Origin of the sequence: Streptomyces sp. WAC06614, assembly GCF_003949795.1 — a bacterium.
In the GTDB taxonomy this organism is placed as follows: Bacteria; Actinomycetota; Actinomycetes; order Streptomycetales; family Streptomycetaceae; genus Streptomyces.
The window spans coordinates 13,173-34,582 of sequence record NZ_RPRY01000038.1 but is presented as its reverse complement, the minus strand read 5'-3'; the positions used below and the strand labels follow the sequence as shown (position 1 = coordinate 34,582).

At 71.9% G+C, this 21,410-nt stretch carries 21 protein-coding genes; 9 read left to right on the top strand and 12 right to left on the bottom strand.

Annotated elements, in window-relative coordinates; translation table 11 throughout:
• Positions 1-144: 144 nt before the first annotated feature.
• Together EF918_RS08250 and EF918_RS08245 are read left to right on the top strand one after the other, a co-directional pair.
• Complete coding sequence (locus tag EF918_RS08250) at positions 145-681, top strand: DUF4383 domain-containing protein (RefSeq protein WP_125643161.1); 537 nt, start codon at positions 145-147, stop codon at positions 679-681.
• A 9-nt stretch (positions 682-690) separates the two neighbouring features.
• Positions 691-900, top strand: coding sequence for a zinc ribbon domain-containing protein (locus EF918_RS08245; protein WP_125643148.1), 210 nt, complete (start codon positions 691-693; stop codon positions 898-900).
• A gap of 51 nt (positions 901-951) precedes the next feature.
• On the opposite strand, the gene EF918_RS08240 is transcribed toward EF918_RS08245, so the two are convergent.
• The 4 genes from EF918_RS08240 to EF918_RS08225 are packed head-to-tail and all read right to left on the bottom strand — an operon-like array spanning position 952 to position 6,233.
• Positions 952-1,611: an O-methyltransferase gene (locus EF918_RS08240; RefSeq protein WP_125643145.1), complete on the bottom strand. Its 660-nt coding sequence runs from the start codon at positions 1,609-1,611 to the stop codon at positions 952-954.
• Positions 1,608-2,441, bottom strand: a complete 834-nt coding sequence (locus EF918_RS08235) for an HAD family hydrolase (protein ID WP_125643157.1) — start codon at positions 2,439-2,441, stop codon at positions 1,608-1,610. Before EF918_RS08235 ends, EF918_RS08240 begins: the two co-directional genes overlap by 4 nt.
• A gap of 29 nt (positions 2,442-2,470) precedes the next feature.
• Positions 2,471-5,050, bottom strand: a complete 2,580-nt coding sequence (locus tag EF918_RS08230) for a phosphoribosyltransferase (RefSeq protein ID WP_125643142.1) — start codon at positions 5,048-5,050, stop codon at positions 2,471-2,473.
• 4 nt (positions 5,051-5,054) lie between these two features.
• Positions 5,055-6,233, bottom strand: a complete 1,179-nt coding sequence (locus EF918_RS08225) for an HpcH/HpaI aldolase/citrate lyase family protein (RefSeq protein WP_125643139.1) — start codon at positions 6,231-6,233, stop codon at positions 5,055-5,057.
• A gap of 240 nt (positions 6,234-6,473) precedes the next feature.
• Between EF918_RS08225 and EF918_RS08220 the strand changes: the two genes are divergently transcribed.
• A complete protein-coding gene (locus EF918_RS08220; RefSeq protein WP_125643136.1) occupies positions 6,474-7,229 on the top strand; it encodes a TerD family protein in 756 nt (251 codons plus the stop codon).
• A 90-nt stretch (positions 7,230-7,319) separates the two neighbouring features.
• On the opposite strand, the gene EF918_RS08215 is transcribed toward EF918_RS08220, so the two are convergent.
• The 6 genes from EF918_RS08215 to EF918_RS08190 form a co-directional block, all read right to left on the bottom strand.
• Positions 7,320-8,054: a Tellurium resistance gene (locus EF918_RS08215; RefSeq protein ID WP_125643133.1), complete on the bottom strand. Its 735-nt coding sequence runs from the start codon at positions 8,052-8,054 to the stop codon at positions 7,320-7,322.
• A 107-nt stretch (positions 8,055-8,161) separates the two neighbouring features.
• The gene (locus EF918_RS08210) at positions 8,162-9,277 is read right to left on the bottom strand and encodes a DUF475 domain-containing protein (RefSeq protein ID WP_125643154.1); all 1,116 of its coding nucleotides are present in this window, start codon (positions 9,275-9,277) and stop codon (positions 8,162-8,164) included.
• A gap of 37 nt (positions 9,278-9,314) precedes the next feature.
• Positions 9,315-9,890 (bottom strand): TerD family protein, encoded by a 576-nt coding sequence (locus EF918_RS08205; RefSeq protein ID WP_125643129.1) that lies wholly within the window; start codon positions 9,888-9,890, stop codon positions 9,315-9,317.
• Positions 9,891-9,996: 106 nt separating this feature from the next.
• Positions 9,997-10,572 carry a TerD family protein gene (locus tag EF918_RS08200; protein ID WP_125643126.1) on the bottom strand — a complete coding sequence of 192 codons (576 nt, stop codon included), beginning with the start codon at positions 10,570-10,572 and terminating at the stop codon, positions 9,997-9,999.
• 171 nt (positions 10,573-10,743) lie between these two features.
• Entirely contained in the window at positions 10,744-11,202 is a 459-nt protein-coding gene (locus EF918_RS08195) for a peroxiredoxin (protein ID WP_125643123.1), read from the bottom strand.
• A 153-nt stretch (positions 11,203-11,355) separates the two neighbouring features.
• On the bottom strand, positions 11,356-11,787 hold the full coding sequence (locus EF918_RS08190) for a DUF3052 domain-containing protein (protein WP_185921651.1): 432 nt from the start codon (positions 11,785-11,787) through the stop codon (positions 11,356-11,358).
• Positions 11,788-12,227: 440 nt separating this feature from the next.
• Here EF918_RS08190 and aceE point away from each other — a divergent pair, with 440 nt between their 5' ends.
• The 3 genes from aceE to EF918_RS38980 all read left to right on the top strand — a co-directional run bounded on the left by aceE (position 12,228) and on the right by EF918_RS38980 (position 16,565).
• Positions 12,228-14,960 (top strand): pyruvate dehydrogenase (acetyl-transferring), homodimeric type, encoded by a 2,733-nt coding sequence (gene aceE / locus EF918_RS08185; RefSeq protein ID WP_125643117.1) that lies wholly within the window; start codon positions 12,228-12,230, stop codon positions 14,958-14,960.
• A 136-nt stretch (positions 14,961-15,096) separates the two neighbouring features.
• Positions 15,097-15,870, top strand: a complete 774-nt coding sequence (locus EF918_RS08180) for a potassium channel family protein (protein ID WP_125643114.1) — start codon at positions 15,097-15,099, stop codon at positions 15,868-15,870.
• Positions 15,871-15,932: 62 nt separating this feature from the next.
• Positions 15,933-16,565: a DUF5133 domain-containing protein gene (locus EF918_RS38980; protein ID WP_125643111.1), complete on the top strand. Its 633-nt coding sequence runs from the start codon at positions 15,933-15,935 to the stop codon at positions 16,563-16,565.
• Here the strand turns inward: EF918_RS38980 and EF918_RS08170 are convergent.
• Entirely contained in the window at positions 16,546-16,920 is a 375-nt protein-coding gene (locus EF918_RS08170) for a peptidase inhibitor family I36 protein (protein ID WP_125643151.1), read from the bottom strand. The two genes, EF918_RS38980 and EF918_RS08170, sit on opposite strands and share 20 nt — an antisense overlap.
• A gap of 182 nt (positions 16,921-17,102) precedes the next feature.
• The gene (locus EF918_RS08165) at positions 17,103-18,710 is read right to left on the bottom strand and encodes an MFS transporter (protein ID WP_125643108.1); all 1,608 of its coding nucleotides are present in this window, start codon (positions 18,708-18,710) and stop codon (positions 17,103-17,105) included.
• 107 nt (positions 18,711-18,817) lie between these two features.
• Between EF918_RS08165 and EF918_RS08160 the strand changes: the two genes are divergently transcribed.
• The 3 genes from EF918_RS08160 to EF918_RS08150 all read left to right on the top strand — a co-directional run bounded on the left by EF918_RS08160 (position 18,818) and on the right by EF918_RS08150 (position 21,406).
• Positions 18,818-19,471, top strand: a complete 654-nt coding sequence (locus EF918_RS08160) for a TetR/AcrR family transcriptional regulator (protein WP_125643105.1) — start codon at positions 18,818-18,820, stop codon at positions 19,469-19,471.
• Between the two features lie 76 nt (positions 19,472-19,547).
• On the top strand, positions 19,548-20,561 hold the full coding sequence (locus EF918_RS08155; RefSeq protein WP_260609973.1) for an alpha/beta hydrolase family protein: 1,014 nt from the start codon (positions 19,548-19,550) through the stop codon (positions 20,559-20,561).
• Positions 20,562-20,566: 5 nt separating this feature from the next.
• A complete protein-coding gene (locus EF918_RS08150; protein WP_125643098.1) occupies positions 20,567-21,406 on the top strand; it encodes a DUF4429 domain-containing protein in 840 nt (279 codons plus the stop codon).
• Positions 21,407-21,410 lie beyond the last annotated feature (4 nt).

The window sequence follows — 21,410 nt, the reverse complement described above, 5'->3', positions numbered from 1 at the left end:
GTCGCGGCGCCGCCGCAGGTCGGTGTCGAGGTGTTGGGGGGTGGTGCCCAGGCGGCAGGGGGCGACGGGGGCGAGGACGAGCTGCGTGGCCCTGGCCAGCAGCGCGCCGCGGGGGCGGGCGGGGTGGAGTGGGCGCGGCGGGCGATGAATCCGGTCGAGACGCGGCTCGACGAACATCTGCCCGCGGATCACAAGCTCAGCAAGGTGTACCGGGTCGGTGCCGGGTTGACCGGGATGCTCCTGGTGGCGTTCGGGATCCTCGGGCTCACGGGGCACGTCGGGTTCTTCGACACCGGGGGCGACCACGTGCTCGGCCTCAACACCAACGGTGCGCTCGGCGTGCTGTCGATCTGCGTCGGGGTGCTGCTCTTCGTCGGCATGGTCGTCGGAGGCAACTTCGCCTCGACCCTGAACATCGTGCTCGGCCTGCTCTTCATCGCCAGCGGCTTCGTGAACCTCGCGCTGCTGGACACCGGGCTGAACTTCCTGGCGTTCGAGATCCAGAACGTGCTCTTCAGCTTCGTCGTCGGCGTGATGCTGATGTGGTTCGGGATGTACGGGCGGGTGGGCAGTGCCCTGCCGCACGACAATCCGTACTGGCGGGCCAGGCACCCCGATCAGGCGGCACGTGAGGAGCGCTACCGCTCCGCCCGGTACCGTCCGGGGCCCTCGGGCGCATAGCCTGGGGCCATGCCTCGTTACGAATTCCGCTGCCGGACCTGCGACGACACCTTCGAGGTCAGCCGGCCCATGGCCGAGTCCGGCGCGCCCGCCGAGTGCCCCGCCGGGCACGGTGACACCGTCAAGCTGCTGTCCGCCGTCGCCGTGGGCGGCTCGGCGGCCGCCCCCGCCGCGCCGTCCGGTGGCGGCGGCTGCTGCGGTGGGGGCGGCTGCTGCTAGCCGAGGCGACCGGCGGCGGGCGGCGGGCGCGAAGTGTCCGCCGCGACGGTGTCAGCGCTTGCGGGACAGGGTCAGGCCGTCCGAGATGGCCAGCAGGACCGATTCCATCCGGTCGTCCGCCGTCACATGGTCGTTGAACGCCTGGACCCCGGCCTCCGAGGGGCTGGGGTCCTCGCTGAGGACGCCGCCGTGGAAGAGGGTGTTGTCCGTGACGATCAGGCCGCCCTGCCGCATGCGCGGGACGAGCTCCTCCCAGTAGGCGACCTGGTTCTGCTTGTCCGCGTCCAGGTACGCCATGTCGATGTGCGGCTCGGTCGGCATCGCGCGCAGGGTGTCCAGGGCCGGGGCGAGCCGGAGGTCGATGCGGTCGGCCACGCCCGCCGCCTCCCAGGCGCGGCGACCGTACGCGGTCCACTCCTCGGAGACGTCGCAGGCGATCAGCGTGCCGTCGGCGGGCAGTGCCTGGGCCATCGACAGGGCCGAGAAGCCGGTGAAGGTGCCCACCTCGACCACGTGCTTGGCACCGGTGAGCCGGACCAGGAAGGCCAGGATGGGGCCTTGTTCCGCCGCCGACTGCATGCCGGCCACGTCCGGGAACTTCTCCTCCGTGGTCACCACCAGCCCGCGCTGGTGCTCGTCGAGGGGCGGGTTGTGGGCCAGCATGTAGGCGTACAACTCGTCGGTGATTTTGGTCGTGTTGCCTTTGCTCATTCGCCCAGTCTGGCAACCGCGGCACCGAACCGGCGGATGATTTCCTCACCTGCCTGCACACCGGTCTCCGTCAGCGCGGTGACCCCGGGCGCGCTCCAGCGGGCGTCGGCCAGTTCGCCGTGGCCCGGCCGCCAGGCCTCGTCGGCCGCGAGCAGCAGGTCGGCGTCCAGCAGCGAGTCGCCGGCGGCGAGGGTCGCCACGGCGCCGGTGCGCCGGGCCACCTCCCGGACCGCCGCGCTCTTGGTCAGCGGGCGCGGGACGGCGTAGATCTTGCGGCCCTGGAGCGAGACGGTCCAGCCGCGGGCCTCGGCCCACTCCGTCAGCGCCTTGATCCATTCCTCGGGCACCTGGGCCCGCTCCACCACCAGGTAGGCGAACAGGTCGTCGGCCACCCGCGTCTTGCGCACCCACGACGGGTCCGCGGTGGCCAGCAGGTGCTGCTGCACCTCCTCCAGCGAGGCGCACTCCGCCGCCAGCCGGGCGGACACGGCGCGCCGCCAGGCGCGGTCCGGTACGCCGTCGACCAGCAGCTGGCCGCCGTTGGCGCAGATCGCGTACGGGGCGGGCGGGCCGGGGAGGCTGATCCGCTGGTACTGCTTGCGCGTACGGGTCGTGGTGGGCACGAAGACCACCGAGGGCGCGGCGGTCAGCTCGGCGAGCAGGCCCGCCGCCGTCTCGGTCATGAAGGACAGCGGCTTGCTCTCGTGGACCTCCACGCACAGCAGGCGCGGGGCCACCGGGTCGGGCACCGACAGCGCCAGGGCCGCCGAGGAGTAGATGAGCGTGCGGTCGAGGTCACTGGCGACCAGGACGGGCGAGCCGGTCGGCAGGCCCGGGGCGGTCCGGGCGGTCGGGGCGGTCACTTCGCGGCCACAGCCTTTCCGTCGGCGCCGGTGGCGCCGCGCGTGAAGCGGGGATGGATGAGGCCGACGCAGGTGTACGGCAGCCCGTCGACCTCCTCGACCGGGACCCCGCGCTGCTCGGCGAGCAGCCGTACGTGGTCCAGGTCGGCCCCGGCCCCCCGCTGGGCCAGGATCTTCCAGGGCACGCGGCGCAGCAGCACGCGGGTGGTCTCGCCGACGCCCGGCTTGACCAGGTTCACGTCGTGGATGCCGTACTCCTCGCTGATGCGCTCCACGGCGGCCCAGCCCTCCCAGGTGGGGGCGCGGTCGGCCACCAGCATCTCCTTGGCGCGTTCCGCGACCGCGTCGGCCACCTCGGGGAACCGGGCGGCGACGGTGTCCACGAAGGCGGTGGAGACGTCGGCGGCGGCGAGCTCGCGGTAGAACTTGGCGCCGTGGAAGTCCTCGGGACCGACCAGGTCGGCCCTGAGCACCGTACGCGATATGAGGCCCGAGACGGTGGAGTTGAGGCAGGCCGACGGGATGAGGAAGTCCTCGCGGGTGCCGTAGGTGGCCACGCAGCCACCCGGGTCGGCGAGCACGACGATCTCCGGGTCGAAGGCCGGGCCGCCCTCGGCCTCCTGGTGGGCGGCCAGTGCGGTGCGCAGTTCGCGGGTGATGGCGCCCTTGCCGGTCCAGCCGTCGACGAAGACCACGTCGGCCGGGTCGTGGTGGGCGGCCAGCCAGCGCAGCGCATTGGTGTCGATGCCCCGGCCGCGGACGATGGACACGGCGTAGTGCGGCAGGTCCAGGCCGTGCCGCCAGTGGGCCCAGCGGCGCATCAGGACGCCGACGGGGGTGCCGGCGCGGGCCAGCGAGACCAGCACGGGGGACGGGGACCGCTCGGCGAGGACGGTCTCGGTGACCACGCCGACGGCCTGGGCGATACGGGCCGCGGAGGTGTCGAGGGCACTGCGGTAGAGCGCCTGGTAGGCGGCGCTCGGCTGGTACTCCACCGGCAGCGACTCGGCGTAGTGGGCGCCGCCGGACTGGATGGCCTCCTCGCGCTCCTCGGTGGGCGCCTCCAGCGCGGCCTGCGAGAGGTCCTGGAGGAGCCAGCCGACGTCCTCGGCGGGGTACGAGGAGAAGGCGGGGCCGCGCAGGGGGGCGGGCAGCATGGTCGGCTCCTGGTGCTCGTGGCCGGACCCGCAGGACAGGGCCGGTACGTACGACGGGACGACGGCCAGGAGGACGCGCCCGGTGTGGTGGCGCAGGCGTTCCAGCAGGCCGGTGTGGAGGGCCGGGGTGTCGCCGGCCGAGTCGACCACGGCGACGACGGTGTCGAAGCCGGCTCCGGCCACGTTGTAGGCGTAGCGGTCGCCGGGGCCGTCGGCCGGGTCGTCGTGGGCGGGGAAGACCAGCCGGGTGCGGATGGCGTAGCCCGGGTCGTCCACGGCGAGCACGGGCGAACGGGTGGTGGTCGAGAACCGGACCTCGGTGGCCGTCCCGGCCTGTTCCAGCGCGCGGGCCAGGCGCAGCGGGGCGTACATCAGCTCTTCGTTGCCGAGGACCAGGACCCGCCCGGGCCGGTCCCCGAGGGCGGCGGCCAGCCGCCCGGCCATGGCGGGCAGGGCCTGCTCCAGGCGGGCCCGGTGCGCGGGGGTGAAGCCGTGCCGGCCGCCGTCGGGCAGGCCGGCCGGCCAGCCGAGCGTGACCCGCTCGACGGGCGCGGGGCGGCCGCCACGGTCGGGGCCGGGACCCTGCCGCCCGGGTGCCCCGGCAGGGGCGCCCGGGCCGGCCGGGGCCTGGTCGGCCTCGTGCTCCGCCACCAGGGCGCGGCCCTTGTCCAGGACCCCCTCCGGCAGGTCGACGGTGCCCGCGGCCAGGGCGATCAGGTCCACGCGGGCGCCCAGGCCGGCCGCGAACTCCGCCAGGCGGGCGCGGTCCGCCGCCGAGCGCATGTCGACCAGGGCCACGACCACGTAGTGCCCGCGCGGATGGCGGGCGTGCAGGTCGCGGATGGTGTTGAGCACGGTGTTGCCGGTGGAGAACTCGTCGTCGACCAGGACCAGCGGGCCGGTCCCCGACAGCAGCTCCGGGTCCTCCGGCAGCAGCAGGTGCGAGGTGGCGTGGGAGTGGGACTCCTCGAAGCCGCCGGCCGGGGTCAGGCCCGGCACCGGGCGGCGGGTGGAGTGCAGGTACGGCGCCGCGCCCAGGCCGTCGGCCACGCAGTGGCCGAGACCGGTCGCGGTCTCGGCGTAGCCGAGCACCACGGCGCGGGCGGCGGCGTCCGCGCCGAGCAGCTCCCGGACCCGGGCCCCGAGGCCGTACCCGGCGGCGTGGACGACCTCCGGGGACTGCGGGACGTGCTTGCCGAGCACCTGCGAGACGAGCAGGTGCGCCCGCTTGGGATTGCGCCGCAGGGCCAGCCCGAGCAACTCCCGCAACGGCGGCTGCGCCGACGCTGCCGCCGCCGTCCCGGCCGCGGCGGCCGCCTCGGCGGGATCCGGCTGCGGGTCCCGCAGCCGGATGCCCAGTCGCTGCGCGACCCACGTTCCCGACCACACCGTGTCGATCGTCCTGTCCTTCGTCGTCATCGGCTCAGACCTGGATCCCGGCGGCCAGCAGGTCGACGAAGCCGACCTGCTCGCGGGCCACGCCGAAGGCCTCGGCGCGCAGCAGGGTGCGCTCGGCCCAGGCGCGGTGGGGCTTCACCTCGTTCATCTTGTTCGTGTACGCCGAGCGCAGGACCCCGCCGCCGCCCCGCTCGGGGCGCAGGATGTCCTGGGCGTCGCTGTACTCCTCGTGCGAGACCACCGACAGCGCGTGCACGGGCGTGACGTGTGCGGGGTGGATGCAGGTCTTGCCGAGCAGGCCGTTGGCGCGGTCCAGTTCGATCTCGCGCAGCAGGCCGTCCAGGTCGTGCTCGATCAGCGTGGTGCGCAGTTCCTCCGCGCCCTCCTCCAGGAAGGGGCTGCGCCGCAGCTGCGGCTTGAACAGGCGCTGCTGGTGGCGGAAGTACTCCCAGACCGGGCCGGTGACGGTGAAACCGGTGCCGTCGGCCCGGCTCAGCACGTTGACCACGTCCGCGATGACCCCGGCCACGATCTGGATGTCGTACGCGGTCATCTCGGGCGAGCGGCGCAGCCCGTACGCCGAGCAGAAGTCGGTGACGCCCAGGCGCAGGGCGAGGACGCGGTCGCGGTGCCGGTCGACGGTGCGTGCGATGGCGGCGAGGGTCTCGGCCCGGCTCTCCAGGTGCAGCAGCTCGGGGGACTCCAGCACCGGCATCGCGTACAGGGGCCGGTCACCGATCAGGCCGGCCGCCGAGGCCTCGGCGGCGACGACGGCGTCGAGGAAGGCGTCGCCTCGGCCCGCGACGAATTTGGGAAGTACGAATCCGGCCAGAAACCGCACCGAGCCGCCCAGGCGCCGGACGAGGTCCGGAATCTGCTCGGGCTCGCGGACCCGGACGAACAGCAGCGGCAGCTCGCCGCCGTGCGCGTCGAGCTCGGCGAACTGCCGGACCAGGTTCTCCTCGGCGGCCACCACATCGGCGTCACTGATCGAATCCTCCAGGCAGAGCACCATGGAGACGACCCCGCGGCCCGCCTGCTTGATCACGTCGGCGGCCAGCCGGGGCCGGGTGGCCGGGCTGTAGAGCGTGGCTCCGAGGGCGGCGGAGAGCATGCGTACGGGGGAGCCGGCGGTGAAGTCGGCCGGTTCCCGGTGGAAGAGGTCCTTGCGGACCTCGGGCGATATGTGCCCGAAATGACGCATCTACTTCCCCCGTACTGCCTCGGTGGCCCATCTGGCGTGGCCGGTAATAGTACGTACGAACGAGATTCAAAAGTTCCCCAAGTACGTGAAATTCAGGTAACCCTCTTGCACCATGCCGTCGCTCCTCTCGTCGCGACAAGGGCCCTGCGGCGGACGGTGACGGAGCCGGTAGGGGTGCGTACGGGTGCTACCGGGGGGCCGCATTGTCCCGCTCCTGCCCGGGAGGGCAGGATGACGGGCATGACGCACGCGATGCAGAAGGGCTCGAACATCCCGGTGACCGCCACCGCGGTCCGGGCGGTGCTGCGCTGGACCGGCGGTCCCGACGTACCGGACGTGGACGCTTCCGCGCTGTTGGTGGGCCCGGACGGGCGGGTGCGTTCGGACGAGGACTTCGTCTTCTACAACCAGCCGCGCCACCCCTCGGGTGCCGTGTGGCGGCTGGGCAAGAAGCGGATCGGTGAGGCGGTCACCGACGCGGTGCAGGCCGAGCTGCCCTCGGTGCCCGCGGTCGTGGACCGGGTGCTGGTCGTGGCCTCGGCCGAGGACGTGCCGTTCGAGCGGGTCCGGGACCTGCGGATCCTGCTCTACGACGCCACGGTCGAGGGCGGCGCGGAGCCGGTGGCCTACTTCGACGTACGGCCGGAGACAGGTGCGGAGACCGCCCTGATCTGCGGGGAGCTCTACCGGCGCGGGGAGGGCTGGAAGTTCCGGGCGCTCGGCGAGGGCTACTCCAACGGGCTGGAGGGCCTGGCCACCGACCACGGCATCTCGGTGGACGAGAACGCCCCGGCGCCGGACCCCGACCGCACGGCCGCGATGAGCCCGCCGACGCCGCTGCCGGGCCCGGCCGCAGCCCCGCCCACGCAGGCGCCGCCGGCGGTGCAGCCGGCGTACGGCTATCCGCAGCCGGTGTCCCCGCTGCCGGTGCCGGCCCCGGGCGGCGACCCGTCGTTCCGGCTGCCGGTGCAGGGCCCGCAGTTCATCCGCCGCTGAGCCGACGCCGGGCAGGAGCCGGGCGCGGGCCGCAGCCGCGCCCGGGCCGCAGCCGGGCGCCAGGCGCCCCGCTCCGGCCCGGCGCCCCGCTCAGGCCTTGGTCTTGTACCCGCGCCCCCACTGCAGGCCCCAGCCGTACAGCCGGTCCAGCTCGGCCTGGAAGCCGTAGACGAACTTCACCTCGCGCCGCACCACCAGCTCGCCCTTCACGTTCTCCAGCAGCAGCACGGCGCAGCTGCGCGCCTGCGGGTGCCGCTCGTCCAGCGCGATCTCGATCCGCGGGCCGTTGCTCGGGTAGAGCGTGACCAGGGCGTGGGTGCGGTCGAAGGCGGGGGTCTGGTCGTAGATGTAGACGAAGACCAGCAGCCGCTTGATCTCCTCGGCATGGTCGAGGTTGACGTAGAGGGTCTCCCCCGAGGGCGACCCGAAGCGGTCGTCGCCGCTGAGCTTGACGTACGGCGGGTCGTTGAGGTCGCCGAGCAGGTTGCCCAGCGGCTGGACGACGCCGCGGCTGCCGTCCGTCAGCTCGTACAGGCAGCCCATGTCCAGGTCGACGTTGACCATGCCCTGGGTGTGCGCCTGGACCATGTCCGGCTTGAACAGCTTGAGCGGGTGGCGCAGCAGGCCCCCGCTGCGGTCCGGGCCGCCGATGTCGGAGGTGCGCATCCGCCACGACAGGTTGACCCGGAGGTTGCCGGTGACGGCGCCCTGCTTGGAGAGCGACACCGTCGGGTGCCGCTTGGTCAGCTCGATCGCGTTGGACGAGGCGCTGCCCGACTGGAACTGCGCCGCCCGGGCTCCCCTGAGCCCGTCGAAGAACCCCATGTCCCTTTCCCCCACCCACCTGACGACGGCCCGTGCGGCCGTCGTGGAACGCCGACAGGGGCGGCCGGAGGGCCGCCCCTGTCAATCGTTCCGCACGTGCGGCCGGCTCATGCCTCGGAGCCGGCCTCCTCCAGTGCCAGCCGCTTGTTGCGGCGCACCGAGGACCAGAACGACCAGGCGATGAGGATCACGCCGACCAGGCCGGTGACGACCTCGTTGATCTCGTACTGGATGGTGACCAGCAGGATCACGGCGAGGGCGCCGATGGCGTAGTGGGCGCCGTGCTCCAGGTAGACGTAGTCGTCCAGGGTGCCCTGGCGGACCAGGTAGACCGTCAGCGAACGGACGTACATGGCGCCGATGCCGAGGCCGAGGGCCATCAGGACGATGTCGTTGGTGATGGCGAAGGCGCCGATGACACCGTCGAAGGAGAAGGACGCGTCGAGGACCTCCAGGTAGAGGAACATGAAGAACGCGGCCTTGCCGGCGAGGACGACGGCCGAGACGGGCTTGCCGCTGCGCTTGGCCTCCTCCTCGGCCTCGTGCTCGGCCTCCTCCTCTTCCTCCAGCTTGTTCTCGAAGTAGCCGGAGAGGCCGCCGACGACCAGGTACGTGATCAGACCGGCGAGGCCGGAGACCAGGACCGTCTGCGCCTTGTCTACGTGCATGCCGCCGTGCTGGTGGGCCTGGGTGGCGAAGGTCATCGCCGAGATCAGCAGGACGATCATCGCGATGCAGACCGACAGCATGTCGATCTTGCCCAGCTTGGCCAGCGGGCGTTCCAGCCAGGCGAGCCACTTGATGTCCCGGTCCTCGAAGATGAAGTCAAGGAAGATCATCAGCAGGAACATTCCGCCGAACGCGGCGATCGCCGGGTGGGCGTCCGTGACCAGCTGCTGGTACATCTCCTTGTCGTTCATCGCCAGGTCGACGGCCTCGATGGGCCCGATCTTGGCGCTGATCGCGACGATCACGACGGGGAAGACCAGTCGCATGCCGAAGACGGCGATCAGGACACCGACGGTGAGGAAGATCTTCTGCCAGAAGGCATTCATCTTCTTCAGGATCCCGGCGTTGACCACCGCATTGTCGAAGGACAGCGAAATCTCCAGGACGGACAGGATCGCCACGATCCCGAAGGCGGTTGCCCCTCCGTAGAACCACGCTGCGACCAGGCCGAGCGCAGTGACTGCGAACGACCAGCCGAAGGTTTTCAGTACCACTGGCACCTCATCGGTCTCCCCCGCGCCCTGCGCGGCTTTACGAAACGTTGACCCCGAAGTCTAGAGCGATGCCCCTCAGGCCCGACGCGTACCCCTGACCGACCGCCCGGAACTTCCATTCGCCCCCGTAGCGGTAGACCTCGCCGAAGATCATCGCGGTCTCGCTGGAGGCGTCCTCGGAGAGGTCGTAGCGGGCCAGCTCCTGGCCGTCGTCCTGGTTCACCACGCGGATGAAGGCATTGCTGACCTGCCCGAAGCTCTGCCGGCGGACGTCCGCCTCGTGGATCGAGACCGGGAAGACGATCTTGTCGACCTGGGCCGGGACCTTGGTGAGGTCGATGAGGATCGACTCGTCGTCGCCCTCACCCTCGCCGGTGAGGTTGTCGCCGGTGTGTTCGACGGCGCCCTCGGGGCTTTGGAGGTTGTTGTAGAAGACGAAGTAGTCGTCCCCGAGCACCCGGCCGCCGCTGCACATCAGCGCGCTGGCGTCGAGGTCGAAGTCGGCCCCCGTGGTGGAACGCGCGTCCCATCCGAGACCGACCAGGACCCTGGTGAGGTTCGGTGCGGCCTTGGAGAGCGAGACGTTGCCCCCCTTGGCGAGTGTGACGCCCATGTGTGTCCTCCCCGTACGACGTGGCGTGGGCTCAAAGCATGGCAAGCGCGTCCGGCGCCGTACACACGCGGGTGCACGGCGCCGGACGGGTGAACGGCTCTCGGGCTCAGACGTTGACGCCGAAGTCCTGGGCGATGCCCCGCAGGCCCGAGGCGTAGCCCTGGCCGATGGCGCGGAACTTCCACTCGGCGCCGTTGCGGTAGAGCTCGCCGAAGACCATGGCGGTCTCGGTCGAGGCGTCCTCGGAGAGGTCGTAGCGGGCCAGCTCGGTGTTGTCGGCCTGGTTCACCACGCGGATGTAGGCGTTGCGGACCTGGCCGAAGCTCTGCTGACGGGCCTCGGCCTCGTAGATGGAGACCGGGAAGACGATCTTGGCTACGTCGGCCGGGACACCGGCCAGGTTCACCTTGATCTGCTCGTCGTCGCCCTCGCCCTCACCGGTGAGGTTGTCACCGGTGTGCTCGACGGAGCCGTCGGGGCTGCGCAGGTTGTTGAAGAAGACGAAGTTGCCGTCGCTGCCGACCTTGCCCTGGTCGTTCGTGAGCAGGGCACTGGCGTCGAGGTCGAAGTCGACCCCGGTGGTGGTGCGAGCGTCCCAGCCCAGACCGACGATGACCGCCGTCAGGTTGGGGGCGGCCTTGGTCAGCGAGACGTTTCCGCCCTTGCTGAGGCTGACTCCCACAGGTCCTCCATTGGTGTTCTCGGGTGGGGCCGGGCCCCGTCGTGCTTTTCACCAGGCACAACGCGTGGCTCCGAAGACGGGTTCCCGCCCCTTCACGTGGCTATGCACTGTGCCCGATCGGGCACGTGTGCGGCCCGGGTGCGCTCGGGTGCGCCCGGGCCGCGGGGTACGTCAGAGGCTGTCGAGGGCCTTGACGTACTCGTTCAGGTCGCGGGCGTCGGGCAGGCCGTTGACGACCGTCCAGCGCACGACGCCGTCCTTGTCGATGATGAACGTGCCGCGCACCGCGCAGCCCTTCTCCTCGTCGAAGACCCCGTAGGCGCGGGAGGTCTCGCCGTGCGGCCAGAAGTCCGACAGCAGCGGGTACTCCAGGCCCTCCTGCTCGGCGAAGACGCGCAGGGTGGGGACGGAGTCGTTGGAGACGGCCAGCAGCTGGACGTCCGCGTTCTGGAACCGGGGGAGCTGGTCGCGCAGCTCGCACAGCTCGCCCGTGCACACGCCGGTGAAGGCGAACGGGTAGAAGAGCAGGACGACGTTCTTCTCCCCGCGGAAGTCGGAGAGCCGCACGGTCCGGCCGTGGTTGTCCTTGAGCTCGAAGTCCGGGGCCTTGTGGCCGACCTCGATCGCCATCTCTCGCATCCCTCTCATTGGGCCGTTCGGGTGGGGCCCAGCCTAGGGCCTGCGGGCCCGGACATGCAGAAACCCCGCCGACCGGAGGTCGACGGGGTCCGCGAAGTCCGTCCGGCCGGCGCGCGGGGGCGCGGGGCGGCCGGGGCGCGTGGCTCAGCGCTTGGACTTGGCTGCCTTGGGGGTCTTCAGACGCTGGGCCGACCACTCCTTGCCCACGCTGAAGCTCTTGCCGAGCGCCAGGCCCGCCTGCTTGGCGGCGTCACTGATGTCGCTGGCCTCGACGAAGCCCTCCCGGCCCGTCTTCGGGGTCAGCAGCAGGATCAGTGCTTCGTCGTCGACGAGTTCGGTGGCATCGACCAGCGTGTCCGTCAGGTCGCCGTCCTCGTCGCGGAACCACAGCAGCACCGCGTCGGCCACGTCGTCGTAATCCTCGTCGACGAGATCATTGCCGATGAATCCCTCGATCTCGTCGCGGAACTCCATATCGACGTCTTCGTCGTAGCCGATCTCCTGGACCACCTGGTCGGACTGGAAACCCAGCCGGGCGGCCAGGCTGCTCTCCGCGTGGTCCGCGGTCGCGCTCACGGGGTGCCTCCTGCTCATGTTCGGTGATGTCTTCGGCTGCGCGCGGACGCGCAGCATTGGGCGTAGTCCACACGGGACCGGCGGATCGCGCAAGTACCCGACGGCCGAGACCGTCGAAACGGTGACGATTGCGGCCGTCTCGCCGCAACTCCCACCACGCACGACCCACGCCTCCCGTGATCCATGCCACACCATTCCAGGATATTCGGCAGCCCGTAGCGGCTTTCCTACTCCCCTCGGGGGACGGGGGACCCCCGGAACACCCGGGGAGGGATGGGCGTAAGGTTGCGATCTGTCCGAACCATCCGCTTCTGCACACCAGGGTGGCCGGAAGTTCTCCCGGGTTACCCACTGGTAAAGATGAAGATTCCGTGCCCGAGGTAGACGATGGGAGCCGGTGTGATCCATGGCACGACTCCCCCCGACAGCGAAGGAACAGCGTGGCTTCCGCATCCGATCGCAACCCGATCATCATTGGCGGCCTTCCCAGCCAGGTCCCGGACTTCGATCCCGAGGAGACCAGGGAATGGCTCGACTCCCTTGACGCCGCCGTCGACGAGCGGGGCCGCGAGCGGGCCCGTTATCTGATGTTGCGCCTGATCGAGCGGGCCCGCGAGCGGCGCGTGGCCGTGCCCGAGATGCGCAGCACGGACTACGTCAACACGATCGCCACCAAGGACGAGCCGTACTTCCCGGGCAACGAGGAGATCGAACGCAAGATCCTCAACGCCACCCGCTGGAACGCGGCCGTCATGGTCTCCCGGGCCCAGCGCCCGGGCATCGGTGTCGGCGGCCACATCGCGACCTTCGCCTCCTCCGCCTCCCTCTACGACGTGGGCTTCAACCACTTCTTCCGGGGCAAGGACGAGGGCGACGGCGGCGACCAGATCTTCTTCCAGGGCCACGCCTCGCCGGGCGTCTACGCCCGCGCCTACCTGCTGGACCGGCTCTCCGAGCAGCAGCTCGACGCCTTCCGCCAGGAGAAGTCCAAGGCCCCGTACGGCCTGTCCAGCTACCCGCACCCGCGGCTGATGCCGGACTTCTGGGAGTTCCCCACCGTCTCGATGGGCCTCGGCCCGATCGGTGCGATCTACCAGGCCCGGATGAACCGCTACATGGAGGCGCGCGGCATCGCGGACACCTCCAAGTCACACGTGTGGGCGTACCTCGGTGACGGCGAGATGGACGAGCCGGAGTCGCTCGGCCAGCTCTCGCTGGCCGCCCGGGAGGGCCTGGACAACCTGACCTTCGTGGTCAACTGCAACCTCCAGCGCCTCGACGGCCCGGTGCGGGGCAACGGCAAGATCGTCCAGGAGCTGGAGTCGATCTTCCGCGGGGCCGGCTGGAACGTCATCAAGCTGGTCTGGGACCGCTCCTGGGACCCGCTGCTGGCCCAGGACCGCGACGGTGTCCTGGTCAACAAGATGAACTCCACCCCGGACGGGCAGTTCCAGACGTACGCCACCGAGACCGGCGCGTACATCCGCGAGCACTTCTTCGGCGACGACCACCGGCTGCGCGCCATGGTCGCGGGCATGACCGACGACCAGATCCTGCACCTGGGCCGCGGCGGCCACGACCACAAGAAGATCTACGCGGCCTACGCGGCGGCCCGCGCCCACAAGGGCCAGCCGACGGTGATCCTGGCCAAGACGATCAAGGGCTGGACCCTGGGCCCGAACTTCGAGGGACGCAACGCCACCCACCAGATGAAGAAGCTGACGGTCGACGACCTCAAGGGCTTCCGCGACCGCCTGCACCTGCCGATCACGGACGCGCAGCTGGAGAACGGCGCCCCGCCGTACTACCACCCGGGCCGCGACTCCGAGGAGATCCAGTACATGCACGACCGGCGCCGGGCGCTGGGCGGCTACGTACCGACCCGGGTGGTGCGGGCCAAGCCGCTGGCCCTGCCGGACGACAAGACGTACGCGGCGGTCAAGAAGGGCTCCGGGCAGCAGTCGATCGCCACGACGATGGCCTTCGTCCGGCTGCTGAAGGACCTGATGCGGGACAAGGAGATCGGCAAGCGGTTCGTGCTGATCGCCCCGGACGAGTACCGCACCTTCGGCATGGACTCGTTCTTCCCGAGCGCCAAGATCTACAACCCGCTGGGGCAGCAGTACGAGGCGGTCGACCGCGAGCTGCTGCTGGCGTACAAGGAGTCGCCGACCGGGCAGATGCTGCACGACGGCATCTCGGAGGCGGGCTGCACGGCCTCGCTGATCGCCGCGGGTTCGGCGTACGCCACGCACGGCGAGCCGCTGATCCCGGTCTACGTCTTCTACTCGATGTTCGGTTTCCAGCGCACCGGTGACCAGTTCTGGCAGATGGCCGACCAGCTGGCGCGCGGTTTCGTCCTCGGCGCGACCGCCGGCCGGACCACCCTCACGGGTGAGGGCCTGCAGCACGCCGACGGCCACTCCCAGCTGCTGGCGTCGACCAACCCGGGCTGCGTGGCGTACGACCCGGCCTACGGGTACGAGATCGCGCACATCGTCCAGGACGGTCTGCGGCGGATGTACGGTCCGGACGCCGAGGACGTCTTCTACTACCTGACGGTCTACAACGAGCCGATCCAGCACCCGGCGGAGCCGGCCGACGTGGACGTCGAGGGCATCGTCAAGGGCATCCACCGGGTCTCGGCCGGCACCGCCGGCACGGTCCCGGCGCAGATCATGGCCTCGGGCGTGGCCGTGCCGTGGGCGCTGGAGGCGCAGCGGATCCTGGCCGAGGACTGGGGCGTGCGGGCCGACGTGTGGTCGGCGACCTCGTGGAACGAGCTGCGCCGCGAGGCCGTCGAGGTCGACCGGCACAACCTGCTCCACCCGGAGGAGGAGCAGCGCGTCCCGTACGTGACCCGGAAGCTGTCGGGGGCCCAGGGGCCGTTCGTGGCGGTCTCGGACTGGATGCGCTCGGTGCCGGACCAGATCTCCCGCTGGGTGCCCGGCGCGTACACCTCGCTGGGCGCGGACGGCTTCGGCTTCGCGGACACCCGCGGGGCGGCCCGGCGCTACTTCCACATCGACGCCCAGTCGGTGGTGCTGGCGGTGCTCACCGAGCTGGCGAAGGCCGGCCAGGTGGACCGGTCGGTGCTGAAGCAGGCCGTGGACCGCTACCAGTTGCTGGACGTGGCGGCGGCCGACCCGGGCGCCGCGGGCGGCGACGCGTAGCGGCGGGCCGGACCGCGGGCCACGCGCCGCGGGCGCGGGGGGCTGACCCCCGTGCCCCGGCGCGTGCCGCCGGTGCAGCGGGTTCCGGCGCGGCCGGGGCCCGCTGCCGTGCGTACGGGTCCTTAACATGCCCGGCATGAAGGAACAGCCCGCACAGGTCCGCTGGGAGCGCCGCACCCAGACCCCGTTGCTCGGCTTCGCGCTGCTCTTCGCCGTCGCGTACGCCGTGCCGATCGTCGTGCCCGACGCGAGCGACGCGGTGCACCGGGCCTGTACGCACGTGGAGTGGGTGGTGTGGGGCGCGTTCGCCCTGGACTACGTGGTGCGGCTGGCGCTGGCCGGCGACCGGCGGCACTTCGTGCGCACGCACTGGCTGGACCTGGCGGCGGTGGTGCTGCCGCTGGTGCAGCCGCTGCGGCTGCTGCGGCTGGTGGCCACGCTGATGCTGGTGGGCCGGCGGGCCCGGATGGCGCCGCAGATCCGGCTGACCACGTACGTGGCGGGGGCCGTGGTGGGGCTGCTGATGTTCGGCTCGCTGGCGGTGCTGAGCGTGGAGCGGGACGCGCCGGACGGCAACATCAAGAACCTGGGCGACGCGGTGTGGTGGAGCTTCACCACGATGACCACGGTCGGTTACGGCGACCACTCCCCCACCACGGGCCTGGGCCGGGTGCTGGCGGTCGGGCTGATGCTGTCGGGGATCGCCCTGCTCGGTGTGGTGACCGCGAACATCGCGGCCTGGTTCATCTCCCGCTTCGAGCGCGACGACCAGGTGGAGCGGCTCCAGCTCGCCGCGCTGCAGGAACTCCAGGCGGAGGTACGGGCGCTGCGCGCCGAGGTGGCCCGGCTCGGCGGTGGCACCGCCGGCATGGACGAGGGCGCCGCGCCGGAGGTCTCCCGGCTGCCGTGAGCGGAGGTGTGGACCCCGGGCCGGTGCTTAGATGGGCGGGGGTGTTCCTTGAAGGAGGGCCCATGACGCAGCCTGCCGCGGCGGAGACCGGCGGTCCCGCACCGGTTCCGGCCGGCTCCCCGGAGCCGGATCCCGACGGGACGACCACCCGAACGGACGAGAGCCATGCGGTCCCCATGGCCGTCGGCATGGTGATGGCCCTGACCGGCGCCTCGGCCCGTACCGCCCGGGCGATCGTGAGCGCCACGGCGGCCACGGCCGGCCTGAGCGTGCCGGAGGTGGCGCACACGCTGGTCACCCGGGGTCTGCCGGTGACCGGACGCGTGGGCCGGGCCCTGCGCCAGTCGGTCCGGCTGGCCCGGAGCACGCCCGGCGGGGCCCCGGTGCCCGTACTGCGGCTGGCGCCCGACCGCGGGTACACGGCCAAGGTGCTCGACCGGTTCCTCGCCTGCCATGCCGTCGCCGCGACGACGCCGTCGGACGAGGAGGCCCAGCGGGCACTGGACGACGCGGCGTACACGCTGTGCGTCCTGATGGCCCGCCGGACCCCCAAGGAGGCGGTCCGGGCGGCCCGCCGCTACCTGGCGGCGACCCAGGCGCCGGACCCTGGCCCGGGCCGGGACCCGGGCCGGGCCGCGGAACCGGCCTCGGCCCCGGCCCCGGCCCCGGCCCCGGTCAGTGCTCCCAGACCTTGAAGGCGCGGACCTGGTAGGGCGACTGGGGCAGCCACACCCCGTCGCCGGGGTAGGTCTGGAACTCCCCCGTCTCGGCGCACTCCGCCGACTGGTACGTGGTCACCGGCCGTCCCGTCCGGTTGGCCAGGGCCTGGGCGCTGGTGCCGGGCGGGAGCGGGGTGCAGGAGTTCACGTCGAGGGTGCTGAGTTCATGGACCTGCCGGGCGCCCTTGAACTCGGGTTTCGCCCACAGGCACAGCTGTCCCGAGGCGCAGGTCCCCAGGGGCACGGGCGCGGCGTGCGCCTGCGGGGCGCTGGGCAGCAGGGCGGCCCCGGCGAGCGCGGCGGCGGCGAGGAAGGCGTGGGTGCGACGCATGGCGATCAGCTCCGTCGAATCGTTCGGATCGGTGTACGAACCCACGCTGACCTGCGTCGTTCGGCGGGCGGAAGGGCCCTCGGGGCGGATCACCCGGATAGGTGACAGCCCCGCCGGACCGGGTCCGGCGGGGCTGTCGTACGTACGGAATTGACGGCTCCGCGGCGGCGCGCGGGGGCCTTCTAGAGGTGGCCCGCCGCCGCTCCGTCGACGGCGTGCTCGCCGCGCCGGGTGAAGGCCGCGACGACGGCGGCGAGCACCGCGACGACCCCGGCCACGGTGAAGGCCGTGCTCATGCCGGAGACGAAGGTCTCGTGGGCGACGTCGGTGATGACGCCGGCGATCTGCGGCGGGGTGCCCGGGGGGACCGGGGCCACGCCGACCGTGACGGCGGTGCCGGCCAGGTCGAGCTGCTCGGGGGTCAGCGGCGGGAGCTGCGCGGCCGCCCACTTGTCCCCGAACGTGTCACGGACGGTGCCGGCCATCACGGCGCCGAGGACGGCGGTGCCGAGGCTGCCGCCGACCTGCATGGCGGCCTGCTGGAGGCCGCCGGCCACGCCGGAGAGCTCCAGCGGGGCGTTGCCCACGATGACCTCGGTGGCGCCGACCATCACGGGGGCGAGGCCGAGGCCGAGCAGGGCGAACCACAGGGACATGGTCAGGGTGCCGGTGCCCGGGGTCAGCCGGGACATCCCGAAGCAGGCGACGGCGGTGGCCACCATGCCGAGCACCAGGGGGACCCGCGGGCCGACCTTGGTGATGGCGGCGCCGGCGAGCGGCGAGCCGACGATCATCATGCCGGTCAGGGGCAGCAGGTGCAGGCCGCTGTCGACGGGGCTCATCCCGTGCACGTTCTGCAGGTAGAAGGTGACGAAGAACAGGCCGCCCATGAACGCGAAGGCCATCAGCACCATCAGCACGGTGCCCGCGGACAGCGGGACCGAGCGGAACATGCCCAGCGGGACGAGGGGTTCGGCGACCCGGGTCTCCCAGAGCGCGAAGAGGACGAAGCAGATCGCGGAGGCGCCGAGGAACAGCAGTGTCTTCGGGTCGCCCCAGCCCCACTCCGCCGCCTTGATCAGTGCCCAGACCAGGGAGAACATCGCGGCCGACAGCAGCACGACGCCGGGCAGGTCGAAGGAGCGCGGGGCCTTCTCGGCGCGGTGGTCGAGCAGGATGACCAGGCCGAAGGCGAGCGCGACCACGCCGACGGGGATGTTGATGAAGAACACCGACTGCCAGTTGACGTGCTCGACGAGCAGGCCGCCGACGATCGGGCCGGCCGCGGTGGACGCGCCGATGACCATGCCCCAGATGCCGATGGCCATGTTGAGCTTCTCGGCGGGGAAGGTGGCCCGCAGCAGACCGAGCGCGGCCGGCATCAGCAGGGCGCCGAAGACGCCCTGGGCGACCCGGAAGCCGATCACCAGCTCGACGCTGGAGGACAGGCCGATCGCGGCGGAGGACGCGGCGAAGCCGGCGATGCCGATCAGGAAGGTCTGACGGTGGCCGAAGCGGTCGCCGAGCTTTCCGGCGGTGATCAGCGAGACGGCGAGCGCCAGCAGGTAGCCGTTGGTGATCCACTGGACCTCGGCAAGGGTGGCGTTCAGGTCGGCGGTGATCGCGGGGTTCGCGACCGCGACGATGGTGCCGTCCAGGGTGACCATCATGACGCCGATCGCGACGGCGAAGAGCGTCAACCAAGGGTGACCGCGCAGCCCGGAGCGGGCCGGGCCCGCGTCCGGTCCCTTGACGGGCGTCCGGTCGTCGACGGTGATCTGACTAGTCATGCGGACAGGCTAATGACAGCCGCTGACACTTCACAAACGGGTTAACGAGACAGTAACTGTCAGCTCCGTCACAGGTACCCTGACCGGGCCACAGAGAGGATTCCGCCGTGCTCACCACCCAGCAGTCCGCGCCGTCGGCACCGGACGGACTGCGCGAACGCAAGAAGCGGCGCACCCGCGACGCGCTGCTGCGCGCCGCCCTGCTGCTGTTCGTCTCCCAGGGGTACGAGGAGACGACCGTCGACGAGATCACCGAGGCCGTCGAGGTCTCCCAGCGCACCTTCTTCCGCTACTTCGCGAACAAGGAAGAGGTCGCCTTCGCCGTCCAGACCCTCGTCGAGGAGCACTTCGTCGACGCCCTGCGGGCCCGCCCCGCGTCCGAGGGGCCGCTGTCGGCCATGCGCAACGCGGTGCTCGACTCCTGGGACACCGTCGGCGAGGCCATCTCCGCGGTGGTGCCCGTCGACCTCTACATGCGCACGTACCAGCTCATCGAGTCCACGCCGGCCCTGCTGGCGGTGCACCTGCGCCGGTCGACCGAACTGGAGGAGCAGGTCGCCCGACTGATCGCCGAGCGCGAGGGGCTGGACGTGGAGGACGACCCGCGACCCCGGGTGGCCGTCGCCGCCTTCTGCGGTGTGATGCGGGTCACCGGACGACTGTGGGGCCGGGGCGAGGACACCAGCATCGAGGCCATCCGCCGCCTCACCGAGCGGTACCTGGACCAGATCACCGGGGCGCTGGCCGCCGACTGGCGTTGAACGTCACGTCCTTGGGGCGGTGACGCCGGTCACCCCGGCCCCTGCGGCCGTGGGACGTCTCCTACCCTGGTGTCCAGTGAACGTGCCCGGCCCCGCCCGGACGGTCGCCCGGTTCTTCGCCGGTCTGGACGGGGCCCAGCGGGCCCGGCTCGCCGACGGCTACCCGCTGGTGGTGGGCAACCTCGACGGCGTCCCCGTACAGACCCGTTACCGGGCCAACCGGCACGCCCTGGAGCAGGCCCGACGCGGGGAGGAGGCCGACTCCCGTGACTACCGGCTGGCGCCGGCCGCCCGCACCGAGGCCGGCCGGCGGGCCCACCGCCTGGAGTCGCTGGCCGCGCCCGAGCGGCAGATCCTGGTCTTCGACCCGACCGGCGGCGGCCGCGTCGCCGAGGTCCTCGGCGACCTCGACCGGGCCCGGCGGGTCTCGGTGATCGTCCCCGGGGTCGACACCGACCTGCTCACCTTCGAGCGCACCCAACGGCACTTCAGCGCCCCCGTCGGCATGGCCGAGTCCCTCTACGACGCCGAGCGCACGGCGGCTCCGGGCACCCCGACCGCGGTGATCGCCTGGGCCGGCTACACCACGCCGACCGGGGTCGGGGTCGACGCGGCCACCGGCCGGCTGGCCGCGGAGGGCGCCGTACGGCTGGAGTCGATGACGAACGCGCTGCCCGGGAACGCGACGGTGGCCCTGTTCTGCCACAGCTACGGCTCGGTGGTCTGCGGGGTCGCGGCCCGCTCGCTGCCCGGCCGGGTGACCGACGTGGTGGTGGCCGGGAGCCCCGGCATGCGGGCCCCGAACGTGGCCGGCCTGGCCACCCGGGCCCGGGTGTGGGCGACCCGCGCGGAGGGCGACTGGATCGCCGACGTCCCGCACCTGGAGCTCGGCGGACTCGGCCACGGCGCGGACCCCATGTCCCCCGACTTCGGCGCACGCCGGCTCGCCTCGGACGGCGCCCACAACCACACCGGTTATTTCGAGCCAGGGACCGCCTCCGTGGACAACTTCGCCAAAATCGGAACTGACTTGCTCAGTTCTGTGGCGTGCGCGGGCGGGGACGACGCGTGCAAAGGGCCCGTACGATAGCCCGCATGGGTGACGTACTGGCCGGAAATCATGCCGTCTGGGAGATCGACTCGGACTCGGTGCTCATCCGCTTCGAACGGGGGATCCGCACGCCGAGGCTCTGGTCCGCGCTGGGCCGGCGCCATGTTCCCGTCGAGGCGTTGGCCGAGGTGACCGTGACCGCCGGGAAGCGCGACACGCTCGTGCTGCGTGCCGTGCCCCGGCCCGGCGCGGACCCGCTGACGGAGGTCGCGGCGGGACAACTGAAGGAGGCCCTGGACCCGTACCGGCTCGTACTGCCGGCCGAGCGGGCGCCCCGGGCCCGGGAACTGGCCGAGGAACTGGCCGCGGCCGTGCGGGCGACCGGAGTCTCCACCGAACCGGCGGAACGTTTTCTCGTCGAGGTGCCCGAGCCTCCGCTCCAGCTCAAGGCGCACGACGCCCGCGCGGTGTTCGACGGGCACACCGTGAGCCTGCGCTGGTCGCGGACGGGTGCGTCCAGCACCAAGTGGAAGGCGGGCGACCGCCATTACCCGCTCTCCGAGCTGTGCGGTGTCACCTGGCGCTCCCCCGAGGCACCCGGCGGCCACCTGCGGCTGCTGCTGCGCGACGCCCAGGACGGGGTGGCGCCGCCGCCGGACCAGGATCCGGCGGCGGTGCTGTTCGCCCTGGGCCACGGCGCGGTGCACGAGTCGCTGCCGTTCGCGGCGGCCGTGCTGGCGGCCCTGCGCACCCGGACCCCGGTGGCCTCGGTGCCCGGGACCAGCGACGACCGCATGCGCCACCTGGGCGAACTGCACGGCGCGGGCCTGCTGACCGACGCCGAGTACGCCGCCCTGCGCGACCGCTTCGCCACGGAGGCCTGAGCCG

Excerpts from the sequence above, each read along its gene's own strand:
- EF918_RS08250 (WP_125643161.1), top strand. The coding sequence starts at position 145 with ATGAATCCGGTCGAGACGCGGCTCGACGAACATCTGCCCGCGGATCAC.
- EF918_RS08245 (WP_125643148.1), top strand. The coding sequence starts at position 691 with ATGCCTCGTTACGAATTCCGCTGCCGGACCTGCGACGACACCTTCGAG.
- EF918_RS08240 (WP_125643145.1), bottom strand. The coding sequence starts at position 1,611 with ATGAGCAAAGGCAACACGACCAAAATCACCGACGAGTTGTACGCCTAC.
- EF918_RS08230 (WP_125643142.1), bottom strand. The coding sequence starts at position 5,050 with ATGACGACGAAGGACAGGACGATCGACACGGTGTGGTCGGGAACGTGG.
- EF918_RS08225 (WP_125643139.1), bottom strand. The coding sequence starts at position 6,233 with ATGCGTCATTTCGGGCACATATCGCCCGAGGTCCGCAAGGACCTCTTC.
- EF918_RS08220 (WP_125643136.1), top strand. The coding sequence starts at position 6,474 with ATGACGCACGCGATGCAGAAGGGCTCGAACATCCCGGTGACCGCCACC.
- EF918_RS08215 (WP_125643133.1), bottom strand. The coding sequence starts at position 8,054 with ATGGGGTTCTTCGACGGGCTCAGGGGAGCCCGGGCGGCGCAGTTCCAG.
- EF918_RS08205 (WP_125643129.1), bottom strand. The coding sequence starts at position 9,890 with ATGGGCGTCACACTCGCCAAGGGGGGCAACGTCTCGCTCTCCAAGGCC.
- EF918_RS08195 (WP_125643123.1), bottom strand. The coding sequence starts at position 11,202 with ATGGCGATCGAGGTCGGCCACAAGGCCCCGGACTTCGAGCTCAAGGAC.
- EF918_RS08180 (WP_125643114.1), top strand. The coding sequence starts at position 15,097 with ATGAAGGAACAGCCCGCACAGGTCCGCTGGGAGCGCCGCACCCAGACC.
- EF918_RS38980 (WP_125643111.1), top strand. The coding sequence starts at position 15,933 with ATGACGCAGCCTGCCGCGGCGGAGACCGGCGGTCCCGCACCGGTTCCG.
- EF918_RS08170 (WP_125643151.1), bottom strand. The coding sequence starts at position 16,920 with ATGCGTCGCACCCACGCCTTCCTCGCCGCCGCCGCGCTCGCCGGGGCC.
- EF918_RS08165 (WP_125643108.1), bottom strand. The coding sequence starts at position 18,710 with ATGACTAGTCAGATCACCGTCGACGACCGGACGCCCGTCAAGGGACCG.
- EF918_RS08150 (WP_125643098.1), top strand. The coding sequence starts at position 20,567 with ATGGGTGACGTACTGGCCGGAAATCATGCCGTCTGGGAGATCGACTCG.